This is a genomic window from Kribbella sp. NBC_00662, assembly GCF_041430295.1.
Classification (GTDB): domain Bacteria; phylum Actinomycetota; class Actinomycetes; order Propionibacteriales; family Kribbellaceae; genus Kribbella.
Genome location: NZ_CP109029.1, coordinates 1710673 through 1729949 on the forward strand (window position 1 = coordinate 1710673; position 19277 = coordinate 1729949).

19 protein-coding genes are annotated in these 19277 nt (G+C 68.7%); 8 read left to right on the top strand and 11 right to left on the bottom strand.

The window, feature by feature from the left end; translation table 11 throughout:
• Positions 1-21: 21 nt before the first annotated feature.
• Positions 22-1941, top strand: coding sequence for a phosphoenolpyruvate--protein phosphotransferase (gene ptsP / locus OHA10_RS08670; RefSeq protein WP_371407917.1), 1920 nt, complete (start codon positions 22-24; stop codon positions 1939-1941).
• Here the strand turns inward: ptsP and OHA10_RS08675 are convergent.
• From OHA10_RS08675 to OHA10_RS08695, 5 genes are read right to left on the bottom strand one after another with little or no spacing between them, the layout of a single operon-like run.
• The gene (locus OHA10_RS08675; protein ID WP_371405646.1) at positions 1920-2576 is read right to left on the bottom strand and encodes a hypothetical protein; all 657 of its coding nucleotides are present in this window, start codon (positions 2574-2576) and stop codon (positions 1920-1922) included. The two genes, ptsP and OHA10_RS08675, sit on opposite strands and share 22 nt — an antisense overlap.
• Positions 2573-3115, bottom strand: coding sequence for a GNAT family N-acetyltransferase (locus tag OHA10_RS08680; RefSeq protein ID WP_371405647.1), 543 nt, complete (start codon positions 3113-3115; stop codon positions 2573-2575). Before OHA10_RS08680 ends, OHA10_RS08675 begins: the two co-directional genes overlap by 4 nt.
• 14 nt (positions 3116-3129) lie before the next feature.
• Positions 3130-3690 (bottom strand): hypothetical protein, encoded by a 561-nt coding sequence (locus tag OHA10_RS08685; RefSeq protein WP_371405648.1) that lies wholly within the window; start codon positions 3688-3690, stop codon positions 3130-3132.
• On the bottom strand, positions 3687-4385 hold the full coding sequence (locus tag OHA10_RS08690; RefSeq protein WP_371405649.1) for a DUF1707 domain-containing protein: 699 nt from the start codon (positions 4383-4385) through the stop codon (positions 3687-3689). Before OHA10_RS08690 ends, OHA10_RS08685 begins: the two co-directional genes overlap by 4 nt.
• 27 nt (positions 4386-4412) lie before the next feature.
• Positions 4413-6842 carry a beta-L-arabinofuranosidase domain-containing protein gene (locus OHA10_RS08695; protein WP_371405650.1) on the bottom strand — a complete coding sequence of 810 codons (2430 nt, stop codon included), beginning with the start codon at positions 6840-6842 and terminating at the stop codon, positions 4413-4415.
• A gap of 175 nt (positions 6843-7017) precedes the next feature.
• On the opposite strand from OHA10_RS08695, the gene OHA10_RS08700 reads away from it, so the two are divergent.
• On the top strand, positions 7018-7989 hold the full coding sequence (locus OHA10_RS08700) for a LacI family DNA-binding transcriptional regulator (RefSeq protein WP_371405651.1): 972 nt from the start codon (positions 7018-7020) through the stop codon (positions 7987-7989).
• On the opposite strand, the gene OHA10_RS08705 is transcribed toward OHA10_RS08700, so the two are convergent.
• Positions 7978-8472, bottom strand: a complete 495-nt coding sequence (locus OHA10_RS08705) for a DUF1707 domain-containing protein (RefSeq protein WP_371405652.1) — start codon at positions 8470-8472, stop codon at positions 7978-7980. The two genes, OHA10_RS08700 and OHA10_RS08705, sit on opposite strands and share 12 nt — an antisense overlap.
• A 160-nt stretch (positions 8473-8632) precedes the next feature.
• Between OHA10_RS08705 and OHA10_RS08710 the strand changes: the two genes are divergently transcribed.
• Positions 8633-9256 (top strand): hypothetical protein, encoded by a 624-nt coding sequence (locus tag OHA10_RS08710; RefSeq protein WP_371405653.1) that lies wholly within the window; start codon positions 8633-8635, stop codon positions 9254-9256.
• Positions 9257-9304: 48 nt separating this feature from the next.
• Here OHA10_RS08710 and purL read toward each other — a convergent pair whose 3' ends face one another.
• Genes purL through purS form a run of 4 tightly spaced genes read right to left on the bottom strand, consistent with a single transcriptional unit; the run spans position 9305 to position 14565 of the window.
• Complete coding sequence (gene purL, locus OHA10_RS08715) at positions 9305-11566, bottom strand: phosphoribosylformylglycinamidine synthase subunit PurL (RefSeq protein WP_371405654.1); 2262 nt, start codon at positions 11564-11566, stop codon at positions 9305-9307.
• A 1-nt stretch (position 11567) separates the two neighbouring features.
• Positions 11568-13646, bottom strand: coding sequence for a hypothetical protein (locus tag OHA10_RS08720; protein ID WP_371405655.1), 2079 nt, complete (start codon positions 13644-13646; stop codon positions 11568-11570).
• Positions 13646-14317 carry a phosphoribosylformylglycinamidine synthase subunit PurQ gene (gene purQ / locus OHA10_RS08725; protein WP_371405656.1) on the bottom strand — a complete coding sequence of 224 codons (672 nt, stop codon included), beginning with the start codon at positions 14315-14317 and terminating at the stop codon, positions 13646-13648. The genes OHA10_RS08720 and purQ overlap by 1 nt, the downstream gene beginning before the upstream one ends.
• On the bottom strand, positions 14314-14565 hold the full coding sequence (gene purS, locus OHA10_RS08730; RefSeq protein ID WP_371405657.1) for a phosphoribosylformylglycinamidine synthase subunit PurS: 252 nt from the start codon (positions 14563-14565) through the stop codon (positions 14314-14316). Before purS ends, purQ begins: the two co-directional genes overlap by 4 nt.
• A gap of 124 nt (positions 14566-14689) precedes the next feature.
• Between purS and OHA10_RS08735 the strand changes: the two genes are divergently transcribed.
• From OHA10_RS08735 to OHA10_RS08755, 5 genes are all read left to right on the top strand, one after another.
• A complete protein-coding gene (locus tag OHA10_RS08735; RefSeq protein WP_371405658.1) occupies positions 14690-15211 on the top strand; it encodes a helix-turn-helix transcriptional regulator in 522 nt (173 codons plus the stop codon).
• Positions 15208-15888 carry an ABC transporter ATP-binding protein gene (locus OHA10_RS08740; RefSeq protein ID WP_371405659.1) on the top strand — a complete coding sequence of 227 codons (681 nt, stop codon included), beginning with the start codon at positions 15208-15210 and terminating at the stop codon, positions 15886-15888. The genes OHA10_RS08735 and OHA10_RS08740 overlap by 4 nt, the downstream gene beginning before the upstream one ends.
• Positions 15888-17213 carry an FtsX-like permease family protein gene (locus OHA10_RS08745; protein WP_371405660.1) on the top strand — a complete coding sequence of 442 codons (1326 nt, stop codon included), beginning with the start codon at positions 15888-15890 and terminating at the stop codon, positions 17211-17213. Before OHA10_RS08740 ends, OHA10_RS08745 begins: the two co-directional genes overlap by 1 nt.
• Positions 17210-17830, top strand: a complete 621-nt coding sequence (locus OHA10_RS08750) for a CDP-alcohol phosphatidyltransferase family protein (protein ID WP_371405661.1) — start codon at positions 17210-17212, stop codon at positions 17828-17830. The genes OHA10_RS08745 and OHA10_RS08750 overlap by 4 nt, the downstream gene beginning before the upstream one ends.
• A 78-nt stretch (positions 17831-17908) precedes the next feature.
• Entirely contained in the window at positions 17909-18397 is a 489-nt protein-coding gene (locus OHA10_RS08755; RefSeq protein WP_371405662.1) for a hypothetical protein, read from the top strand.
• Here OHA10_RS08755 and OHA10_RS08760 read toward each other — a convergent pair.
• Positions 18394-19269: a phosphoribosylaminoimidazolesuccinocarboxamide synthase gene (locus OHA10_RS08760; RefSeq protein ID WP_371405663.1), complete on the bottom strand. Its 876-nt coding sequence runs from the start codon at positions 19267-19269 to the stop codon at positions 18394-18396. The two genes, OHA10_RS08755 and OHA10_RS08760, sit on opposite strands and share 4 nt — an antisense overlap.
• Positions 19270-19277 lie beyond the last annotated feature (8 nt).

The following is a 19277-nucleotide window of genomic DNA, read 5'->3' on the forward strand; positions in this document are numbered from 1 at the left end:
GTTGTGGAAGCCGGACGGTCGGTGGAGATTCTGGTCAGCAACGAGCACGGGCTGCACGCTCGGCCGGCGGCTCGGTTGGTCGGGCTGGTGAACGGCTTCGATGCGACGGTCACGCTGACGGATCTCGAGACCGGCGGCGGGCCGGTCGACGCCGGCAGCTTGAGCATGGTCGCGACCTTGAACGCCCAGCAGGGCCACCGAGTCCGCGTGACCGCCAGCGGATCACAGGCATCCGAGGCGCTGGCCGCGATCGAGCAACTCGCCACCGCGAACTTCGGAGACGGACCCGCAGCCGGTGCGGACGCGCTCGACGGGGCCGCCGCGGGTGCGGGCGCGCCCGGCGGGGGCACGGCCGGCGCTGTGGGTGCGAGTGGTGGGTCGGGGTTGGATGTGGCTATCGGGCCTGCGGTGCTGGTGGGTTCGGGGGTGGATCTGAGTGGTTATGTTGCTGGGGACAACGAACTTGAGAGGCTCGGTCGAGCCTTGGAAACGGCAGGCGACCAGCTACGCGACCTTCGTGACAACACGCCCGAACACGGCGACATCTTCGTCGCCCACCTCGCCTTGCTGGGCGATCAGAAGGTGCTCGACGACGTGCGTGCCTCGATCTCCGGCGGCGCATCGGCGCCGGCCGCATGGCAGCAGGTGTACGACGACCTGGCGACCACCTTCGAAGGACTCGACGACGCGTACCAACGCGAACGAGCACAGGACGTCCGCGCAGTACGGGATCGCGTACTGCGGATCCTGGTCGGCGCATCCGAAGAAGCACCGGCGGACGGCATCCTCGTCGTACCGGAGCTGGATGCGGCGACCGCCGCCACGCTCGACGCCGCGCGCATCGCGGGCATCGCCGTACGGGCGGCCGGGACGACCGGCCACGGCGTGATCGTCGCCCGGTCGCGTGGGATCCCGCTGATCACGGGCATCGGCGACGTCGACGTACGGCCCGGCGCGACGATCGCCTTCGACGCACGGACCGGATCGTTCCAGGTCGCACCGGACGAGGAGCAGGTGCGGGCCACGATCGCCGAGCGGCAGGAAGAGCGCGAGCGCGCGGTCGCCCAGGCGGACGAGCATGCGATCACCCGCGACGGCCGGACGATCGACGTACTCGTGAACGTCGGCGTCGTCCAGGACGCGATCGACGCGCGCGGCGCCGACGGATCGGGCCTGGTGCGGACCGAGGTGCTGTTCGGCGACCGCCGTACTGCGCCGACCGTCGACGAGCAGGTCGAGGCCTTCCACGCGATCGCACGAGCGCTGGGAAACAAGCCGATCACCATCCGCACCTGGGACATCGGCGGCGACAAACCACTCCCGTTCCTCCCGCAGGCCAAGGAGGCGAACCCGTTCCTCGGCGAGCGCGGCCTCCGCGTCTTCCGCCGGCGCCCGGAGCTCCTGCGCGACCAACTCGAGGCCATCCGCCGAGTGGCGACCGAGACACCGGTGCACGTGATGTTCCCGATGGTGACGACGGCCGAGGAGGTCGCCTGGGCGCTGGAGGAGCTCGGTCCGCGGGACGGTCTCGAGGTCGGCATCATGGTCGAGGTCCCAGCGGCGGCCCTCCGCGTCGCCACCCTCGCCAAGGACCTCGATTTCGTCAGCATCGGCACCAACGACCTTACGCAGTACACGACAGCCGCCGACCGCACCAACACCGCGGTCGCATCTCTCGCCGACGGCCTGGACCCCGCAGTACTCCAACTCATCGACCACGTCACACGCAACGCCGGCGTCCGCGTCGCAGTCTGCGGCGACCTCGCCAGCGACCCCCAAGCCGCAGTACTACTGGCAGCCCTCGGCGTCACCGAACTGAGCGCCGTCGGCCCACAGGTGCCACTCGTCAAGGCCCGCCTGCGACAGTCCGACCTCAGTCAGGTCGACACTGCCGCAGTGCTCAAAGCTGGGGACGCGGATCAGGTGCGCGGCCTGCTGTAGTAGCGCAGTTCGACCAGGTTGAAGCCGGAGGTGCGGGCGGCCTTGGCGGGGAGGGTGTAGGACTCGCCGGGCTCGAGGTAAGTCACGTCCGGGTGCTCGAGGTCGAGGTCGACGACGAGGGCCGGATAGGCGCCGGTGTGCCAGGTGTAGGACTCGCCGGCTTCCGGCGTCACGTGCTGGACGCGTACGTCGTCCTCGTCGACGACTACCTTCACCGGGAGCTCGCCGGCCTGGTCGAAGCCGGACTCTGCCGGGACGCCGGCGACCGCGAAGTACGGGTCGCCGCCGGCCTCCTCGCCCAGGTCGAGGACCTCGATCAGGCGGTTGAGGTAGAGCGCGTCGCCGTCGTTGGTGAGCATGTGCACCGGGGACACCGGGCGGTACACGGACCCGCCGACGGTCTCGCTCAGCTGCCGCGCCGGACTGCCGTCCAGCCAGTCCATGTGGCACGGGGACGTCGAGAGGCACAGCACGACGTACGGGTTGTGGTGCAGGTGCCAGCCCTGCGCCTCGCCTGGCTGCAGCGACACCTCCCAGACGCGGACGCGCGAGTTCTTCAGCAGCACGCGGGTCCCGATCTCACCCAGTACGACCTCGCTGCCGTCCGGAGCGGTGACAGTGGTGCCTGCAGTCATGCGGTCTCCTCAATCGGTCGTTCCATCGCGACACCGGCGAGCACAGTGCCGTCGGGCATCGGTAGCTGCGCAGCCTCGACCTCGGTGAAGCCGAAAGCCTTGTAGAGCGGCACTCCGGGCAGCGTCGACATCAGCGCCAACTTGGTGAACCCCTCCGCCCGCGCTGCGTCCGTACACGCGGTCAGGATCGCCCTGCCGAGCCCACGCCGCGTCCAGTCCGCACGCACGAACATGGCGCGGATGCGTGCTGGCTCAGTCGCCGGATCGAGCAGTCGCTCATCGGCTCCCGCGGTACTTGCGTTGAACAGCTTGTTCCGCCGGCTCCACCCGCCGCAGGCGACGATCTCGCCGTCAGCGTCATGGACGTAGTAGGTGCCGTCGTCGATCAGCGCAGTGTCCAGCGTGGTGATGTGCTCGGCCGCGCTCGCGGTCTCCGCCTCGTCGTAGTACGCCGGGAACTGCGTCCGCACCGAGTCTCTGGCCAGCTCGGCGATCGCAGCCCCGTCCGCCGGCACGGCCAACCGCAGCACAGGATCCACGGGCACAGGCTAGTTCACTCCGAACGACGCTTCTTGGCCCAGGTTCGGTAGGTGGAGAACATCCGGACGCCGGTGATCAAGAAGACCAGGGCCATCATCAGCAGCGAGGTATGCGTCGCGATCATCACGCCCGCGAACACCACTCCCACCGCGAGGTCCTTCGCCAGCCTCACGATCAGTTCCCGATCGGCCGGCTCGGGCTGAGCCTCTAATCGCGGCGTGCGGACCGCGGCAGACTCCGGACCGGCGGGGCGTGGAACCGGCGCGACGTCAGGCGCTCGGCGCTTCTTGGCGGCGGGCTGACGCTTGGTGATCGGCCGCCTGGCAGCGGGGATCGGCGTGGCGATGATGCGGCCGATCTGAGCCAAGCGTTCCGCCCCGACCGGTGTCAGCTCGTAGTCGGCCGGGCCGACGTCCTGTGGGCGACGTACGACGTAGGCGGTGCTGATCAACTCGTCCAGCGCAGACTGGACCTCGTGGTCAGTGGCGCCGGTACGGCTGACCAGCTCGACCCGGCTCAGCGTGCGGCCCTCCAGGCATTTGAGCACCAGACGCTCCACCTGCGGATCTCTCACCTGCGTCGCCTTCGGAACGGCCAGACAACCAGACAGATGACGATGATCGTGTAGAGCACCGCTGTCGGGAGACTCGCATGACCGCGCCAGATGTTGAGGCCGATGATCAAGACGATGAAGAGCACCGGCAGCAGCATCAGCGCAACCGTCCCCCAGGTCGGCCCCTTCGCCCCGGGTGGCAGCGTGAACGGCTCAGCGAGGTCGGGTACCGGCAGTCCCTCGAAGATCGGCTCCAGCTGGCCGCGGGTCTTCGCAACGAGCAGGAGGTCCGTACGACGCCCCAGCTCGGTCCTGTCGATCCGGCCGAGAGCGTACTGGTTCGCCAACGCCTGCGAGCAGGCCGATTGGTCCTCATCGGACAGCAGCAGGTCCCTCGGGTCAGCCGGCGTGGTCTGCCGAGGGTGGATCGTGTCGGCGACGGTCGCGGCGAACAGCTTCCCCATCATCTTCAGCGGTGACTGGACGAGCTCCTCGACCACCTCCAGTCGCCCGGAACCGGCCGCGGTGATCTCGTAGTCGGCCGGTCCGGCGTCCTGCGGGCGGCGTACGACGTACGTCCCCGTGATCAGGTCGTCCAACGCAGCCTGGACCCGGTGATCGCCGGCGCCGGTACGGCGTGCCAGCTCCGCGCGGCTCAGCGGTGCGAACTGCAGATGCTCGAGAAGCGCGTGCTCCAGCGCTGGTTCATCCCCCACAGGGAGTATTTTCGCAGCTCCAGGCGGTCACTCGAATGTCAAAAGCAGCAATCCCCCCGAGTAAGTCGCCTGCAGCACCGCCTCGACCCGAACGTACTGCGCCCGCACCGGCGTGAACGTCGTCGTGTTGGGTCGATCGACTGCAACCTCGTACGGCGTGCTGTTGTCGACTGCCCGCCAGGTGTCCCCGTCCAGCCACTGCACCCGCCAGGACTGCGGCACGCGGCACTGACCGGAGCCCGTGTCGTCGTACCAGTAGGCGGAGACCTCTGAGAGTTCACGCGGCGAACGCAGGTCGTACGAGATCCACTCCGTCGTCCCGCGGCGGTCCCACCAGGTGAAGCGCGGAATCGACGTGTCTGAAGAGGACTCCGGCACCCGTCCCGAGTCAGGAGCTTCGAGCGAGTCCCCGTCGTTGACATGCGATGCAGTGATCCGCGTGCGGTAGCTCCACTCCTTGCCATGTGGAGAGACCTGTGGGAACGACGTGACGCGCAGCCGCGCCGCACCCATCGGAATCAGCGTCACAGTCTCCACAGGCTCCTCGGACCGCGCCGGACCGGGCTGCAGCAGTCCGACCACGTCCTCGCTGTCCATCTCCCATTGCGGGAGCCGCCGCGCCTGCGTGGTCAGTGCGAGCGGCACTCCCTCGGCAGTGAAGGGATTCGCGCCGGCGTCCCGTCGTACGACGTCGAAACGCGCACCTGCAACCAGGCCGTAGTTCCAGGGAGACTCCGGATAGACAGAGAGCTCCGGCCATTCGTCAGTCCCACCGATGCGCTCGTACCGCTCGTCGATCTGCAGGGAGTACGTCAACGGCCCACGGTCCACCGACACCGAGTTCTGATTGTCGTCCCAGACCCGAGTGCTGGTGCGCATTGGCAGCACGAGCTCTACGCGATCGCCCGGGTGCCACATGCGGTCCACCTTGAGCCAGTCGCCACTCACCCGCACCGGCTGGCCGTTGACCTTCACCGACACGTCGTGAGCCCAGCCAGGACGCCTTAAATACAAGGGGAATCGCGCCGCGCCCTGCACAGTGAAGGAGATCGCATCGGAGAACGGGTACTCCGTGTCCTGCACGATGCTCACCGTCTCACCGGCAGCACCCACGCGAGCAGTCACCTTGCTTGCGGCGTACATCGACGCAGCCAGGCCGTTGTCGGTCGTCGCCAGCCAGAGCTCCTGCGCGTAGTACGGCCAGCCCATGCCGTAGTTGTGCGGACAGCAGCGGTACTGGTGTACGCCGTACTTGTAGGCCTGCATCGGGAACGGGTTCTGGAACTGCCCGTGCTTCGGCTGGTCGTCCATCTGCGCGCTGTTGGCACAGGTGATGTAGTGCATGACCTGTTGTTGCGGGTCGTACGACGCGGGCAGTGAATTGAACGCCAACTCCTCACACCGGTCCGTCCAGGCCCTGTCACCGGTGAAGCGAGTGAGCAGCTCGCAACTGTGCATCAGCTCGACGATCCCGCACGTCTCGAACCCCTGCCGCGGATCACCGAACCCGGGCCGCGAGTTCTCGTCCCCCGCGAACCCACCACCAGGGAACTGCCCGTACAGCCCCATCACGGTCGCATAGTTCCGGTACGTCGCCGCGCGGTGCTTCTCGTCACGGGACAGCAGCCAGTACTGCAGCGGCTCCCGGAACCCCTGCGCCAGGTTGACGTTGTGCCACGTGGGGATCCCGTTGACGTAGTCCGCCGACCCGCTGTGCATCTTGGTCACCAGGTCGAGCAGCCACTCGTCTCCGGTGCGGTTGTAGAGCCAGTACGCACTGTCGATGTTGTCGCCCCAGCGGAACGCACCCCACGACCGGTTGAACACCTCCGGCGGCTGCGTGTTCTGGAACCCCAGGTACTTCGTCATGAACGGAATGACCCGCTCATCACCCGAGTACTCGTACCAGGACCGGAACGCGGCCAGCAGCGGCATACCCGGCCAGAAGTCCGGTCCGCTCTCCAGTGAGGTCCGCAGCCTCTCCGGACCGAACCATCCGTCCGCCGCCTGGGTCCCCAGGATGCCTTCCATCCACCGCTGCGTCCTGGTCAGGACTCCGGTGTTCCCGGTGACGTACCCGAGGTCACCGAACCCGCGTAGCCAGTACGGCAGCTCCTCCCATGCTCCCTGCGCCGGGTCGACCCATCCGTTCGTCTCGTAGACCAGGAAGTCCGAGATCTCGTCATACCGCCCGCAGAGTCCGTCGACCTGCAGTTCGAGCTGCTGCGCGAGCCAGCCGCGCGGCTCGATCGCACCGGGCGGGAGCTTCTGGAACGGCACCGGCCGGAGCGGTGCGCGTTGCGGGACGTAGTGCCCGCCACGGCCGGCCGGCGGCGGCGCGGACGGTTGGACCGCGTCGGCGTGGGCCGGATCGAGGGCGGTCACAACGGCCGCCGCAGCGAGAGAGACACCAAGGAAGTCACGTCGGGGCATTCCTTCGGGGGTGGGTTCGGGCATGGCGATACGCCTTTCGGGTGACGGGGGCGGACATCACACCGACGGAAAGACCGCACACGTTTTCCGTCGTTGACAACGTAGGACTGCGAGCGGTCTTGGTCAAGATCAAAGCGCAGGTCAGCAAGGTTGCTGAGGTCTGCTGATAGGCTCCCGCCGGAGAGCGGAAGGAAACGCGATGAAGAGGCCAGGCGTGCGGATCACCGACGTTGCCGCACTGGCCGGCGTGTCTGCCGGGACGGCCTCGAAGGCGCTGAACAACACCGGCCAGTTGAGCCAGGAGACACGAGCCCGGGTACGACGGGCCGCCGCGCAGCTCGGGTTCACACCGGACGCCCGCGGCCGCGCGCTCTCGTCCGGCCGGACGTACACCGTCGCCCTGCTGACCACAGACAGCTCGGGCCGCTTCAGCATCCCGATCATGCGCGGTGTCGAGGACGTACTCAGCGCAGGCGAGCTGGCGACTGTCCTGTGCGACACCCGCGACGATCCGCTGCGCGAGCAGAGCTACCTGCGCACACTGGTCGCGCGTGGGGTCGACGGCATCGTCGTGACCGGCAGGCGCACTGAGCCGCGCCGGCCGATCGACGTACCGCTGCCGGTCGTCTACGCGCTCGCCGCTTCGACCAATCCGGCGGACGCCTCGGTCATCGTCGACGACGCGGCCGGCGCAGCCGCCACGATCACCCACCTCCAGGGACTCGGGCGCACCCGGATCGCCCACATCACCGGCCCCGCCCACCACCGCTCTGCAGCAGAACGCGCCGAGGCTGTCGCCGCTGCACTTTGCACCGAGCCGCTCTTCGGTGAGTGGACCGAACGCTGGGGCCGCCAAGCCACAGACCTGGTACTGCGCCATCGCCCGGACGCAATCACCTGTGGCAGCGACCAGATCGCCCGGGGCGTGTGCGACCGCCTCCGCGAGCTGGGCCGATCGGTCCCCGACGAAATCGCCGTGACCGGCTACGACAACTGGCCGGTGATGGCCCTGGCCAGCAGGCCGCCGCTCACCACCGTCGATCTCCGCCTCGAGGACCTCGGCCGCCGCGCCGCCTCCCTGCTCCTGGAGGCGATCGCGGGCACGCCACACCACGGCGTACTAGAACTCCCCGCCCTGCTGGTCACGCGGGAGTCGACGCTAGGACCCTGACCGCCGGCGTTCCTCCCGGGCCGGACGTGACGCCCAGCGGTAGGCGTAGAACGTCCACGCCAGCGCGGGAAGTCCGAAGATGGCCGCAGCGATCTCGCGCCCGAACACCATGAACACCAGCCCGGTCAGCACGAACGGCACCGCCAGCCAAGCGGCCGCGGCGAACCCTGCCCACCGCCACCTCCCCGGCTTCCGCGCCGGCGGCGTGTACAACGAGGGCGCCGGCAACCCGGCGAAGATCGGCTGCAGGTCACCATGCGTGACCGCATCGTTCAACAGATCGACCCGCCGGTGCAGCTCCGGCTCGTCCAGCCGCCCGATCGCGAACTGCTCCGCCAGCTCATCGGTGGCGACCCGACGCTCCTCGTCCGTCAGCCGGATCTGAGCCATCCGCCGCCGAGCAGCCGCAGCCCGGGCCTCCTGGCCGGCCGCAGCCGCCAGCCCCATCAACTCGCCCGCCTTCACTGGCCGCCGCTCAGCCATCCGCCTCACCTCATCCCTCCCCGTTGAGTCTGCCAGACGATTGGTTGCCGGATCCGGCCGAGACGTTGATCACAGATTCGGGAATCAACCCTCTCCGAGCACCAGGTCATCTCAAGTCACGAAGGGCCGAACGACGCCCGTGACCACGAAGGACGGAACCATGAAGAAGATCTCTGCTCGTTTGCTGGCCGGCACCGCGATCCTCGCTGCCGCAGGGCTGCTGGTGGGTATCGCGCCGAGCGACGCCGCCGTGCCGTCCCACGCCGCGGCCGCGGCACACTCCAAGCCCGCGCTGCAGCGGGGCAGCCTGTCCTACGCCTTCAAGTGCTGGGGCCACGTCGGCAACTGCAACGTCGCGGTCCACGCACCGAAGGGGTGGAAGTTCACCAAGCTCAGCACCACCGAGGCGAAGTTCGCCGACAGCTCGAACACCTGGATGCTCCGGGTCGACGGCGGCCTGAACGGCAAGGTCAGCACCACCACGGCCGCCAACCAGCGGGTCAAGGCCCTGCACGGCGTCCGCGGCCTGAAGATCGTGTCCCGCGCCCACGGCACGGTGAAGTCGACGGCGGCGGGCATGTCCTCCACCGCCTACACCTCGCTCACCTACACCTACACCGACGGCGCCCGCGGCAAGCGGCTGGTCTCCACCCGGTTCCTCGACATCTACGGCAACGGCCGGCACGCGTACATCGAGGTCACCGTCGCCGGTCGCCCGCAGGATCAGGCCGGCCTCAACAGCCTGATGGCCGAGGCGACTCAGACCGCCACTCTTGTCGGCTGACATCCGCTGACCCGGGCACGCGAGGTGCCCGGGTCCACGGACGGCTGGTCAGTTGAGGGCCGAGGGCAACGTCTGCGTCCAGGCCGCGCGCAGCTCGGTCAGCGGGACCTCGAACTGGTCCTGTACGTCGAGGGTGTCACCGGTGATGACACCGATCTTGGCGTGCGGGAAGCGGCGGGCGGTGCACATGTCGGTGAACCGCACCTCCTCCGTCCGCGGTACTGCGACTACCGCGCGGCCGGCCGACTCCGCGAACAGGAACAGGAACGGGTCGAGCCCGTCCGGCGCCCACACCCGCGCACCGACGCCGCCGCGCAGCGCCGACTCGACCAGCGCCTGGGCAACACCGCCGTCGCTGACGTCGTGCGCCGCGTCGATCAGCCCGTCCCGCGACGCGTTGATCAGAATGTCGGCCAACTGCTTCTCGGCCTCCAGGTCGACCGCCGGCGGGCGTCCGCCGAGGTGACCGTGGATGACGTTCGCCCACTCGGACCCCGACAGCTCCTCCTCGGTCTCACCGAGCAGGTACAGCTGGTGGCCCTCCATCTCGGGCGTGAACCCGATCGGCGTACGCCGGGTGACGTCGTCGATCACGCCGAGCACACCGACCACCGGGGTCGGCAGGATCGGGGTCTCACCGGTCTGGTTGTAGAACGACACGTTGCCGCCGGTGACCGGGATGCCGAGCTCGATGCAGCCGTCGACCAGACCGCGGATCGCTTCGGTGAACTGCCACATCACGCCCGGGTCCTCCGGCGAACCGAAGTTCAGGCAGTCCGTCACCGCGGCCGGCCGGGCGCCCGTCGTGGCCACGTTCCGGTAGGACTCGGCGAGCGCCAGCTTCGCACCGGTGTACGGGTCGAGCTTGGCGAACCGTCCGTTGCAGTCGGTCGAGACCGCGACACCCAGGCCGCTGGTCTCGTCGACCCGGATCATCCCGCTGTCCTCGGGCTGCGAGAGCACCGAGTTGCCGAGCACGTACCGGTCGTACTGGTCCGTCACCCACGACTTGTCGCAGAGGTTCGGCGAAGCGACCAGCCGCAGCAGGGTGTCCCGCAGCTCCGCCCCACTGCTTGCCCGCGGCAACTTCTCGGCGCCGTCGGCCTGCAGCGCGTCCTGCCAGTCCGGCCGCGCGTACGGGCGGTTGTAGACCGGCCCCTCGTGCGCGACGGTCTCCGGCAGTACGTCGACCACGCGCTCGCCGTGCCAGTCGATCTCCAGCCGACCGGTGTCGGTCACCTCACCGATCACATCGGCCTGGACGTCCCACTTCGCGCAGATCTTCAGGAACTCTTCGACGTTCTCCGGCGTGACGCACGCCATCATCCGTTCCTGCGACTCGCTCATCAGGATCTCTTCGGGCGACAGCGACGCGTCCCGCAGCGGCACCTTGTCCAGCGACACCCGCATACCGCCGTCGCCCGCGCTGGCGAGCTCCGAGGTCGCACAGGACAGACCGCCGCCGCCGAGGTCCTGGATGCCCTCGACCACGTTCGCGGCGAAGAGCTCGAGCGTGCACTCGATCAGCAGCTTCTCCATGAACGGGTCACCGACCTGGACCGCGGGCCGCTTGGTCGGACCGCCCTCGGCGAAGGTCTCCGACGCGAGCACCGACACCCCGCCGATGCCGTCTCCGCCGGTCTTGGCGCCGTACAGGATCATCTGGTTGCCGACGCCGGTCGCGTTGGCCAGGTGCAGGTCCTCGTGCCGCATCACACCGATGCAGAGCGCGTTCACCAGCGGGTTGCCGAGGTACGTCGGGTCGAAGACGACCTCGCCGCCGATGTTCGGCAGGCCGAGGCTGTTCCCGTAGCCGCCGACGCCGGACACGATCCCGGGCAGCACCCGCTTGGTGTCCGGGGCGTCCAGCGGACCGAAGCGCAGCGGGTCCATCACCGCGACCGGGCGGGCGCCCATCGCGATGATGTCGCGGACGATGCCGCCGACGCCGGTGGCCGCGCCCTGGTACGGCTCGACGTACGACGGGTGGTTGTGCGACTCGACCTTGAACGTGACGGCGTACCCCTCGCCGATGTCGATCACGCCGGCGTTCTCACCGATACCGGCCAGCATCTTCCCGGTCGGGGTCTCCTGCGGGATCTCACCGAAGCGCTTCAGGTGCACCTTGGAGGACTTGTACGAGCAGTGCTCGCTCCACATCACGGAGTACATCGCCAGCTCGCAGCTGGTGGGCCGCCGCCCCAGGATGTCCCGGATCCGCTGGTACTCGTCCGGCTTCAGTCCGAGCTCGGCCCAGGGCTGCTCGACGTCCGGGGTGCTGTTGGCGTTGCTAACGGTGTCGGTGGACACTTCAGGACTCCTGCACTAGGTGGGACTCAGGTGAAACGGTAGCGGGCTGCCGGGAGGCCATGAGATGAGCCACCAGCAACGGGACGGCGAAGCCGGCCATGATCGCGGGCAGTGCGACCCCGGCGTCGTTCAGAAGCATGCCGACGAGACCACAGGCCGACATGGCCAGCAGAGTGGGCCGGATCATCGGCAGGCTGCCGTAGAACTCGCGGTACGACTCTGACGGCACACGGTGCGGCAGGACCGTCGCCAGCATGAGGAGGACGACAGCGACGAGCATCAGCCAACCGGCCGGTCCGCTGAAGAACTGGACCGCCATCTGGAGCTTGCGAATGAGTACGTCGCTCACATCGCCGTCGAGGAGCCGGGCGACGAACGTACCGAAATGACTGCGCTGGTCGGGCGGACGCAGATAGTCGAGGAAGGCGACCGCTGAGACGGCCAGTAGGCCGGCAAGACCCACGCCGATCAGTGCGCGCAGCGAGATGGTGCCCTTCCAGGTGAGCCAGGCCATCAGCAGCACAGCCGGGGTCAGTGCGATGATGCCGCCGAAATCGGTGCCCCAGCCCGGTTTGCCGTCCACGACGATCGCAGCGCCGCCGATGGCCAGTACTGCGAGTGCGGCCTGCACTCTGCTCTTGTCGATCAGCTTCTGCGCAGCCCAGCCGGCGGTGACCAGCGCACCGACCGCCAGCGTGGCGAAGGTCGAGTTGCCGAAGCCGTAGAACCGCCCACCGATCACAGGTCCGTCAGCGAACATGCTGCCGACCTGCATCGGCGTACCGAGCACTCCGTCGATGAGCAGGAGCAGGTATGCCGCCAGCGCGAGTCCGAGGTAGGCGTAGCGCTTCAGGAAGACCTGTGCCAGGGCTGCGGACAGTGCGCTGATCCCGATCGTCACGGCGTACAAGGAGAATCCGGGCGACGGCCACCGCCACCAGACTGTCGCTTGTGCCAGGAAGACGGCGATGTAGAACCCGCCCTGCACCAGGAGCATGAACACCGTCGTACGACGTGACGCCGGGCTGCGTCTGATCAGGAACCACACCAGCGCGAGCACCTCGGCGCCGACGATCGTCAGCGCCACTGCGAACAGCACCGGGCGCGGCTGCTCGAACCGCTGGTTCGCGTCGAGGCGGTCCTCGATGACTGCTGCCGCGTCGGTGTGCAGGCCGCCGGTGAAGTGGATCTCGGCGCCGTCGAGCGGGCCTGCCTTCTCGGATCCGGCTGGGTCGACCGGCTTGGCATCACCGCGCAGAACGGTGGCGGTGATGTCGGTCAGCTGGATCAGGCCGGGGCGGCGGGTCGAGTCGCTGGTCAGCCAGCGCGGACCGTTGTCCGGCGGGAGCTGCATCGCCACGAGTGTTTGCTGGTGTGCGTCGACCGTCTCCTGGGCGACGCCGACGAGCAGCACCCAGCCGCCTGCGGCTCTGGCCTGCGCCACCAGGTCGGCTACGTGCTTGCGTGCCTCGTCGCGACCTTCGCGGAGCGGCATGGCGCCGGCGTCGACGATCGCGTCGCCACACGCCGTACTGGCCAGCTTGGAGGCGTCGAAGTCCGGGCTCCAGTTGGCGACGGTGCCGTCGGGCTTCGCCACTGCGATCGCTGCGCCTGGTCCGAAGCCGCAGACGCGGTCGCGGCTGACGCCGAGGCGGCCGATGGGGGCGCCGGTGTGGTGCTGGGCCTGCCGGTCGACGTACGTCTGCCAGCCGGTGATCTTCCCGTCCGCCACTGCGGGCAGGTCACCACACGGCTGGTCCGGGACGTTGCCCCACGCCCGCGTCCCTGCGCTGATCGTCAACCATCCATCGATCGGACAGGTATGCGGGCCGGCCGTCTTCACCGAGATCGACCCCACATGCGACTGATCCACCAGAGCAGTCAACTCCGGCGAAGCCTTCACATCACTCCAGCTCAACCCCGGCACGCCAATCACCACAACCTTCGCCAACAGGTCAGCCGCCCCAGTCGGCGCGGCGTGTGCTGTAGCCGCCGGCGTGAGTGCAGCTGCTGCGGCCGCGACCGCGGTGGCCGCACGGAGCAAGGTCCGGCGGCACTGCCACCGCCGCAACAGCTTCATCAGGAGGCGACGACGGCCTTCAGGACCGAGGTGAAGAAGCCCAGGCCGTCCGTGGTCGGGCCGGTGAGGGTCTCGACGCAGTGTTCGGGGTGCGGCATCAGGCCGACCACGTTGCCGCGCTCGTTGGTGATCCCGGCGATGTCGCGGTACGAGCCGTTCGGGTTCTCGTCCAGGTAGCGGGCGACCACCCGGCCCTCACCCTCCAGCCGGTCCAGCGTCGCCTCGTCGGCGACGAACGAACCGTCCTGGTTCTTCAGCACGATGGTGATCTCGTGGTTGGCGTCGTAGTCGCTGGTCCAGGCGGTGCGGTTGTTCTCGATCCGCAGCGGCTGGTCCTTGCAGATGAACTTGCGGTGGTGGTTCTTGATCAGCGCACCGGGCAGAAGGTGCGACTCGCACAGCACCTGGAAGCCGTTGCAGATCCCCAGCACCGGCATCCCCTCGCCGGCCCGTTTGATGATGGTCTCCATCACCGGCGCGAACCGCGAGATCGCACCGGCGCGCAGGTAGTCGCCGTACGAGAAGCCGCCGGGCAGGACGACCGCGTCCACGCCGTGCAGGTCGGCGTCACCGTGCCAGAGCGCGACCGCCTCGGCACCGGCCACCGCGGCCGCCCGACGGGCGTCGGCATCGTCCAGCGAACCCGGGAAGGTGACGACCCCGATCTTCACTGTCCGTTCTCCACGTGCAGTGTGTAGTCCTCGATCACCGGGTTGGCCAGCAGCGTGTCCGCGGCCTTGCGGATCTCCGCAACGGCCTCCTCGGTCGCCTCACCGTCCAGGGTGATCTCGAAGCGCTTTCCCTGCCGGACATCGGCCACACCGGCGAAGCCGAGCCGGCCGAACGCGCCGTGCACCGCCTTGCCCTGCGGGTCGAGAATCTCGGGCTTGAGCATGACGTCGACGACAACGCGAGCCACTGACTACTCCAGGTTCGTTCCGGGGTGACGCCTGAATCCTACCGAGCGAGCCCCAGAATGCCGCATCCTGCATCGGCGAAGAGACTATTCACTCAGTACATACACGCAGTGTATAGTCACCGTTATGGCCACCGCAGAGCTCGTGCTAGGGCTCCTGTCCGCGGGCCCGGCACACGGGTACGACGTGAAGCGCGGCCATGACGCGTGGTTCCCCGACAGCCGGCCGCTCGCCTTCGGCCAGGTGTACACGACGCTGGGGCGACTGGAGCGCGACGGCCTGGTCGAGGTGGTCGACAAGACATCCGGCGGCGGCCCGGACCGGACCGTCTACGCGCTCACGAGCAAGGGCCGCGATCACCTGGCCGGCTGGCTCACCGATCCGGTCCCTCCCGCCTGGGGCAGCGCCGACGAGGTACTGCGGAAGCTCGTGGCGGCAATCCGCACCGGCGGGGACGCGGCCGGCTTCCTCGCCCGTCAGCGCGCCAGCCACCTGCGCCGGATCCGCGAACTGCGCGAGACGCCTGCCGACGACGACCCGACCTCGCCGCTGGTCCGCGAGTACATCGTGGCCCACCTCGACGCCGACCTGCGCTGGCTGGACAGCGCCTTGGACCGCATATCGGAGCAAAGGGGGGCTCACAGATGAGCGGACAACCTGTGCTGGAGCTGGAGAGCGTCGAGTACTCGTACCGGCGGAACACTGCGCTCCGCGGCGTCAGTCTGAAGCTCAAGCCGGGCGAGGTGGTCGCGGTGACCGGCGCCAGCGGCTGCGGCAAGTCCACGCTGCTGCACTGTGCGGCCGGCATCCTCACCCCGGACGCCGGCGTGGTCCGGGTGGACGGTCAGGACCTGACCGCTCTACCGGAAGAGCAGCGTGCGGCACTCCGGCGTACGAAGGTCGGCATCGTGCTGCAGTTCGGCCAACTGGTGCCGGACCTGCCACTGATCGACAACGTTGCGCTCCCACTCCTGCTGGACGGTCACGAACGTGGCGAAGCCCACGTCGCCGCACGGCACTGGCTGGACCAGGTCGGGATCGCCGACGACGCCGACGCGGTGCCGGCGGAGCTGTCCGGAGGTCAGACGCAGCGTGCCGCGTTGGCGCGCGCACTGGTCACCGGACCATCCGTCGTACTGGCTGATGAGCCGACCGGCAGCCTGGACAGCCGCGCCGGGCAGGAGCTGCTCGACGTACTGCTGCAGGCCGCCCGGTACCGCGGCGCCGCTCTGCTGATGGTGACGCACGACAACGTCGTCGCCTCGTCGGCAGACCGGGAGATCAGGTTGCGCGACGGCCTGATCCAGCACGAGGTGTCGCTCTGATGACGCTCGAGACGCTGGTGCAACTGTCCCGCTCGCGGACCCTGGCGGACCGCAGCCGAGTCAAGCTGGCCACTGCGACCCTCGCACTCAGCGGAGCCCTGCTGCTCGGCGCACTGCGCATCGCACGTCTCGGCAAGGGAGAGCTGAGCGAAGGCGTCTACAGCAACTACGTCGCCGAGAGCGGTCTCCGCTCCGGACTGATCGCGATCCTCATCATCCTCGCCGTCCTCACCGGAGGCCTTGCAGTCCAGGCATTGCGCCTGGGTACGGCGGCACGCGAACGGCGACTGGCTGCACTGCGACTCGCAGGTGCCTCCAGGAAGCAGCTGCGCCAGCTGACTGTGACCGATGGCGCGATCGCGGGTCTCGTCGGCGGCCTGCTCGCCGGACCGGCGTACCTGCTGCTCAGCCTGCTCTTCGGAGCACTCCCCCGGATGGCCCGGATCCTCCCTGGTGCGGAGGTGCTCGATGCGGCGCTGTGGATCCCAGTGGTGATCGCGATGACGGCGGCTGGTGCGGTGATCGGCGGACTGTTGCACCGGGACGGTCCAGTGCCGTCCGCGCCGGAGTCCGCGGCGCAGCGTCGTACCGGCATCATCGCGGGGCCGGTGTTGATCGTGCTCGGTCTGCTGACGTCGCGGTACTTGGGATACGTAGCGTCGACGATCGCGCTTGCCGGGATCGCACTGTTCTTCCTCAGCACTTCAGCCGTGTGGATCCGCGCCGTCGGGCGGCGGCTGCAGCGGTCGAGCGATCCGGCGTACATGCTGACCGGACTGCGGCTGGTCACCGACTCACGCCCGGCGTCCCGCATCTGCATGCTTCTGGGCTGTTGCGGGTTCCTCGTCGGCACCATGGCCAACGCAATCGCCGGCGTCCACGCCGAGAACGACCGGGGTGGCAATGCCGCGTTCTACACCACCGGTTTCGGGCTGACGATCGCCGGCCTGGCCCTGGTCGCCCTGACCGCGATGGCTGCCCTGATCGTCGGTGTGGCGGACCAGTTGGTCGACCATCGTCGCCAGTTCGCCAGCCTGACCGCACTGGGCGTCGACCTGACGTTCCTCCGCCGCGTGATCCGTCGGCAACTGACCGCTGTCGCCGCGCCAGCGCTGGCGACCGGCCTGCTGCTGGGCACGCTGATCGGTCTCGGCCGCGTGGTCGGTGGTGCCGTAGATCGATTCGAGCCAGGCACGCTGCTGATCGCGGTTGCCCTGACGGCCGGGGGCTGGCTGCTCGGTCATCTCGGCGGCGCGGCCGCCGGCTATCTCCTTCGCAACCAACTCCGGGACGCACTGGATCCCGAGAATCTGAGGGCCGCATGAGCACGACCCCTTTAGCGGTCCGGCCTGCGCTGCTACTGGGCCTGCCGAACCGCATCACCCTGGTCCGGACCTTGATCGCGATGGCGGTCGCCACCTTCGCGTTCCGTACCGGCGACCTCACCTGGCTGGTGCTCGGCTACTTCTCGTACTGGTTCGGCGACAGTCTCGACGGCTGGGTGGCCCGGCGGCGGAACGAGGAGTCGCTGTCCGGAGCGGTGTTCGACATCGTCTGCGACCGCGCCTGCTCGTTCCTGCTCGCGGCCGCGTTCATGGCGACGTACCCGGCGACGATCGGCCCGCTGGCGATCTACCTGGCCCAGTTCGGCGTCCTGGACACGATGCTGACGTTCTCGTTCCTGCTCTGGCCGTGGATGCTCAGCCCGAACTACTTCTACAAGGTCGACCGGCCGATCTACCTGTGGAACTGGTCCAAGCCCGCCAAGGCGCTGAACACCGGCGCGGTGGTGATCTCGCTGGTCGTGGCCGGCCACACCGGCGCGCAGTGGCTGCCGTACGTCGTCGCGATCGCGGCGCTCGCGGTCAAGGTGGTCTCGTCGTACCGGCTGATCACGATCCTCTGCGGCCGCCGGCTCGCCGCCCCGGGACACCCGCGATGAGGGGTGGACCCTGGTCCACCCCCGAAGGTGGGCCTGAGATCCGTGGGAATGGCCGCAATGGCGCATAGCCTCGGAGTCATGTGGGTCTGGCAACTGGTACTCGCGGTGGGCTTCGGCATCGGCTCCGCCGTCGTACCGGTGATGAACGCCGAGGCGTACGTCCTCGCCGTCGGGGCCACTCACGCCCTGAACCCGGTCGTCGCCGCGGCCGGCGTCTCCGTCGGCCAGACCATCGGCAAGGTCGCGATGTTCCTGGCCGTCCGCTACCGCCCCGGCTACGCGGCCCGCAAGACCAAGGAACCCAAGCCGGTCGACCTGGACACCCGCTGGGGCCGCTTCGTCCAGTGGAACCGCGACCTCACCAAACGGCTCCTCGACGCGATGAGCGACAGCCGCTGGGGCGTCCCGGTCACACTGCTGAGCGCCTTCGTCGGCATCCCACCGCTGTACGGCGTGGCGCTGATCGGCGGCGCCTCGCGGATGCGGACCGTCGTCTTCACCCTGTCGGTCCTGGCCGGACGGGGCGCCCGCTTCATCCTGCTCGCGCTGGGCGTCAGCGCCTTCTAAGCTTCGAACTTACGCCCGGTCAGCTGCTCGTAGGCATTGATGTACGCCGACCTGGTCCGCTCGACCACCTCGTCGGACAGCGGCGGCGGCGCCTCCCCCGACGTACGGTCCCAGCCGGACTCGAACTGCAGCCAGTCGCGGACGATCTGCTTGTCGTACGACGGCTGCTGCTTGCCCGGGGACCACAGGGCAGCCGGCCAGAAGCGGCTCGAGTCCGGGGTGAGCACCTCGTCGGCAAGCACCAGCGTCCCGTCCGCGCGGGCGCCGAACTCGAACTTCGTGTCCGCGAGGATGATCCCGCGATCCTCGGCGATCGCCCGCGCCCAGGTGTAGATCTCCAGGGTGGTGTCCCGCAGCGTCGACGCGGTGTCCGCGCCGACGGTCGCCACCACCGCGTCGTACGAGACGTTCTCGTCGTGTTCGCCGAGCTCGGCCTTGGTCGCCGGGGTGAAGATCGGGTCGTCCAACCGGGAGCCCTCGACCAGGCCGTCCGGCAGCGGGATGCCGCAGACGGCGCCGGTGGCGTTGTAGTCGAGCAGTCCGGTGCCGCTCAGGTATCCGCGGGCGACGCACTCGACCGGGTAGATCGCGAGCTTCTCGCACACCACCGCACGGCCCGCGACCTCGGCCGGAACGTCGGTGGAGATGATGTGGTTCGGCACGTCCAGCTGCTCGAACCACCACAGGCTCATCGCGGTGAGCACCTTCCCCTTGTCGGGGATCAGCGACTCCAGGATCCAGTCGAACGCGCTCATCCGGTCGCTCGCCACCATCAGCAGGTCGCCGGACTCCAGCTCGTACAGGTCCCGGACCTTGCCGGAGTGGATGTGCTTCGCGCCGGGGATCTCCGGCGCCTGCGGCGTAGTGATCACAGCCGCGA

What these genes read in the sequence shown, in the direction of transcription:
- OHA10_RS08675 (WP_371405646.1), bottom strand. Translation starts at nt 2,576, where the DNA reads ATGACTGCAGGCACCACTGTCACCGCTCCGGACGGCAGCGAGGTCGTA.
- OHA10_RS08695 (WP_371405650.1), bottom strand. Translation starts at nt 6,842, where the DNA reads ATGCCCGAACCCACCCCCGAAGGAATGCCCCGACGTGACTTCCTTGGT.
- OHA10_RS08700 (WP_371405651.1), top strand. Translation starts at nt 7,018, where the DNA reads ATGAAGAGGCCAGGCGTGCGGATCACCGACGTTGCCGCACTGGCCGGC.
- OHA10_RS08705 (WP_371405652.1), bottom strand. Translation starts at nt 8,472, where the DNA reads ATGGCTGAGCGGCGGCCAGTGAAGGCGGGCGAGTTGATGGGGCTGGCG.
- OHA10_RS08710 (WP_371405653.1), top strand. Translation starts at nt 8,633, where the DNA reads ATGAAGAAGATCTCTGCTCGTTTGCTGGCCGGCACCGCGATCCTCGCT.
- OHA10_RS08720 (WP_371405655.1), bottom strand. Translation starts at nt 13,646, where the DNA reads ATGAAGCTGTTGCGGCGGTGGCAGTGCCGCCGGACCTTGCTCCGTGCG.
- OHA10_RS08735 (WP_371405658.1), top strand. Translation starts at nt 14,690, where the DNA reads ATGGCCACCGCAGAGCTCGTGCTAGGGCTCCTGTCCGCGGGCCCGGCA.
- OHA10_RS08740 (WP_371405659.1), top strand. Translation starts at nt 15,208, where the DNA reads ATGAGCGGACAACCTGTGCTGGAGCTGGAGAGCGTCGAGTACTCGTAC.
- OHA10_RS08745 (WP_371405660.1), top strand. Translation starts at nt 15,888, where the DNA reads ATGACGCTCGAGACGCTGGTGCAACTGTCCCGCTCGCGGACCCTGGCG.
- OHA10_RS08750 (WP_371405661.1), top strand. Translation starts at nt 17,210, where the DNA reads ATGAGCACGACCCCTTTAGCGGTCCGGCCTGCGCTGCTACTGGGCCTG.
- OHA10_RS08755 (WP_371405662.1), top strand. Translation starts at nt 17,909, where the DNA reads ATGTGGGTCTGGCAACTGGTACTCGCGGTGGGCTTCGGCATCGGCTCC.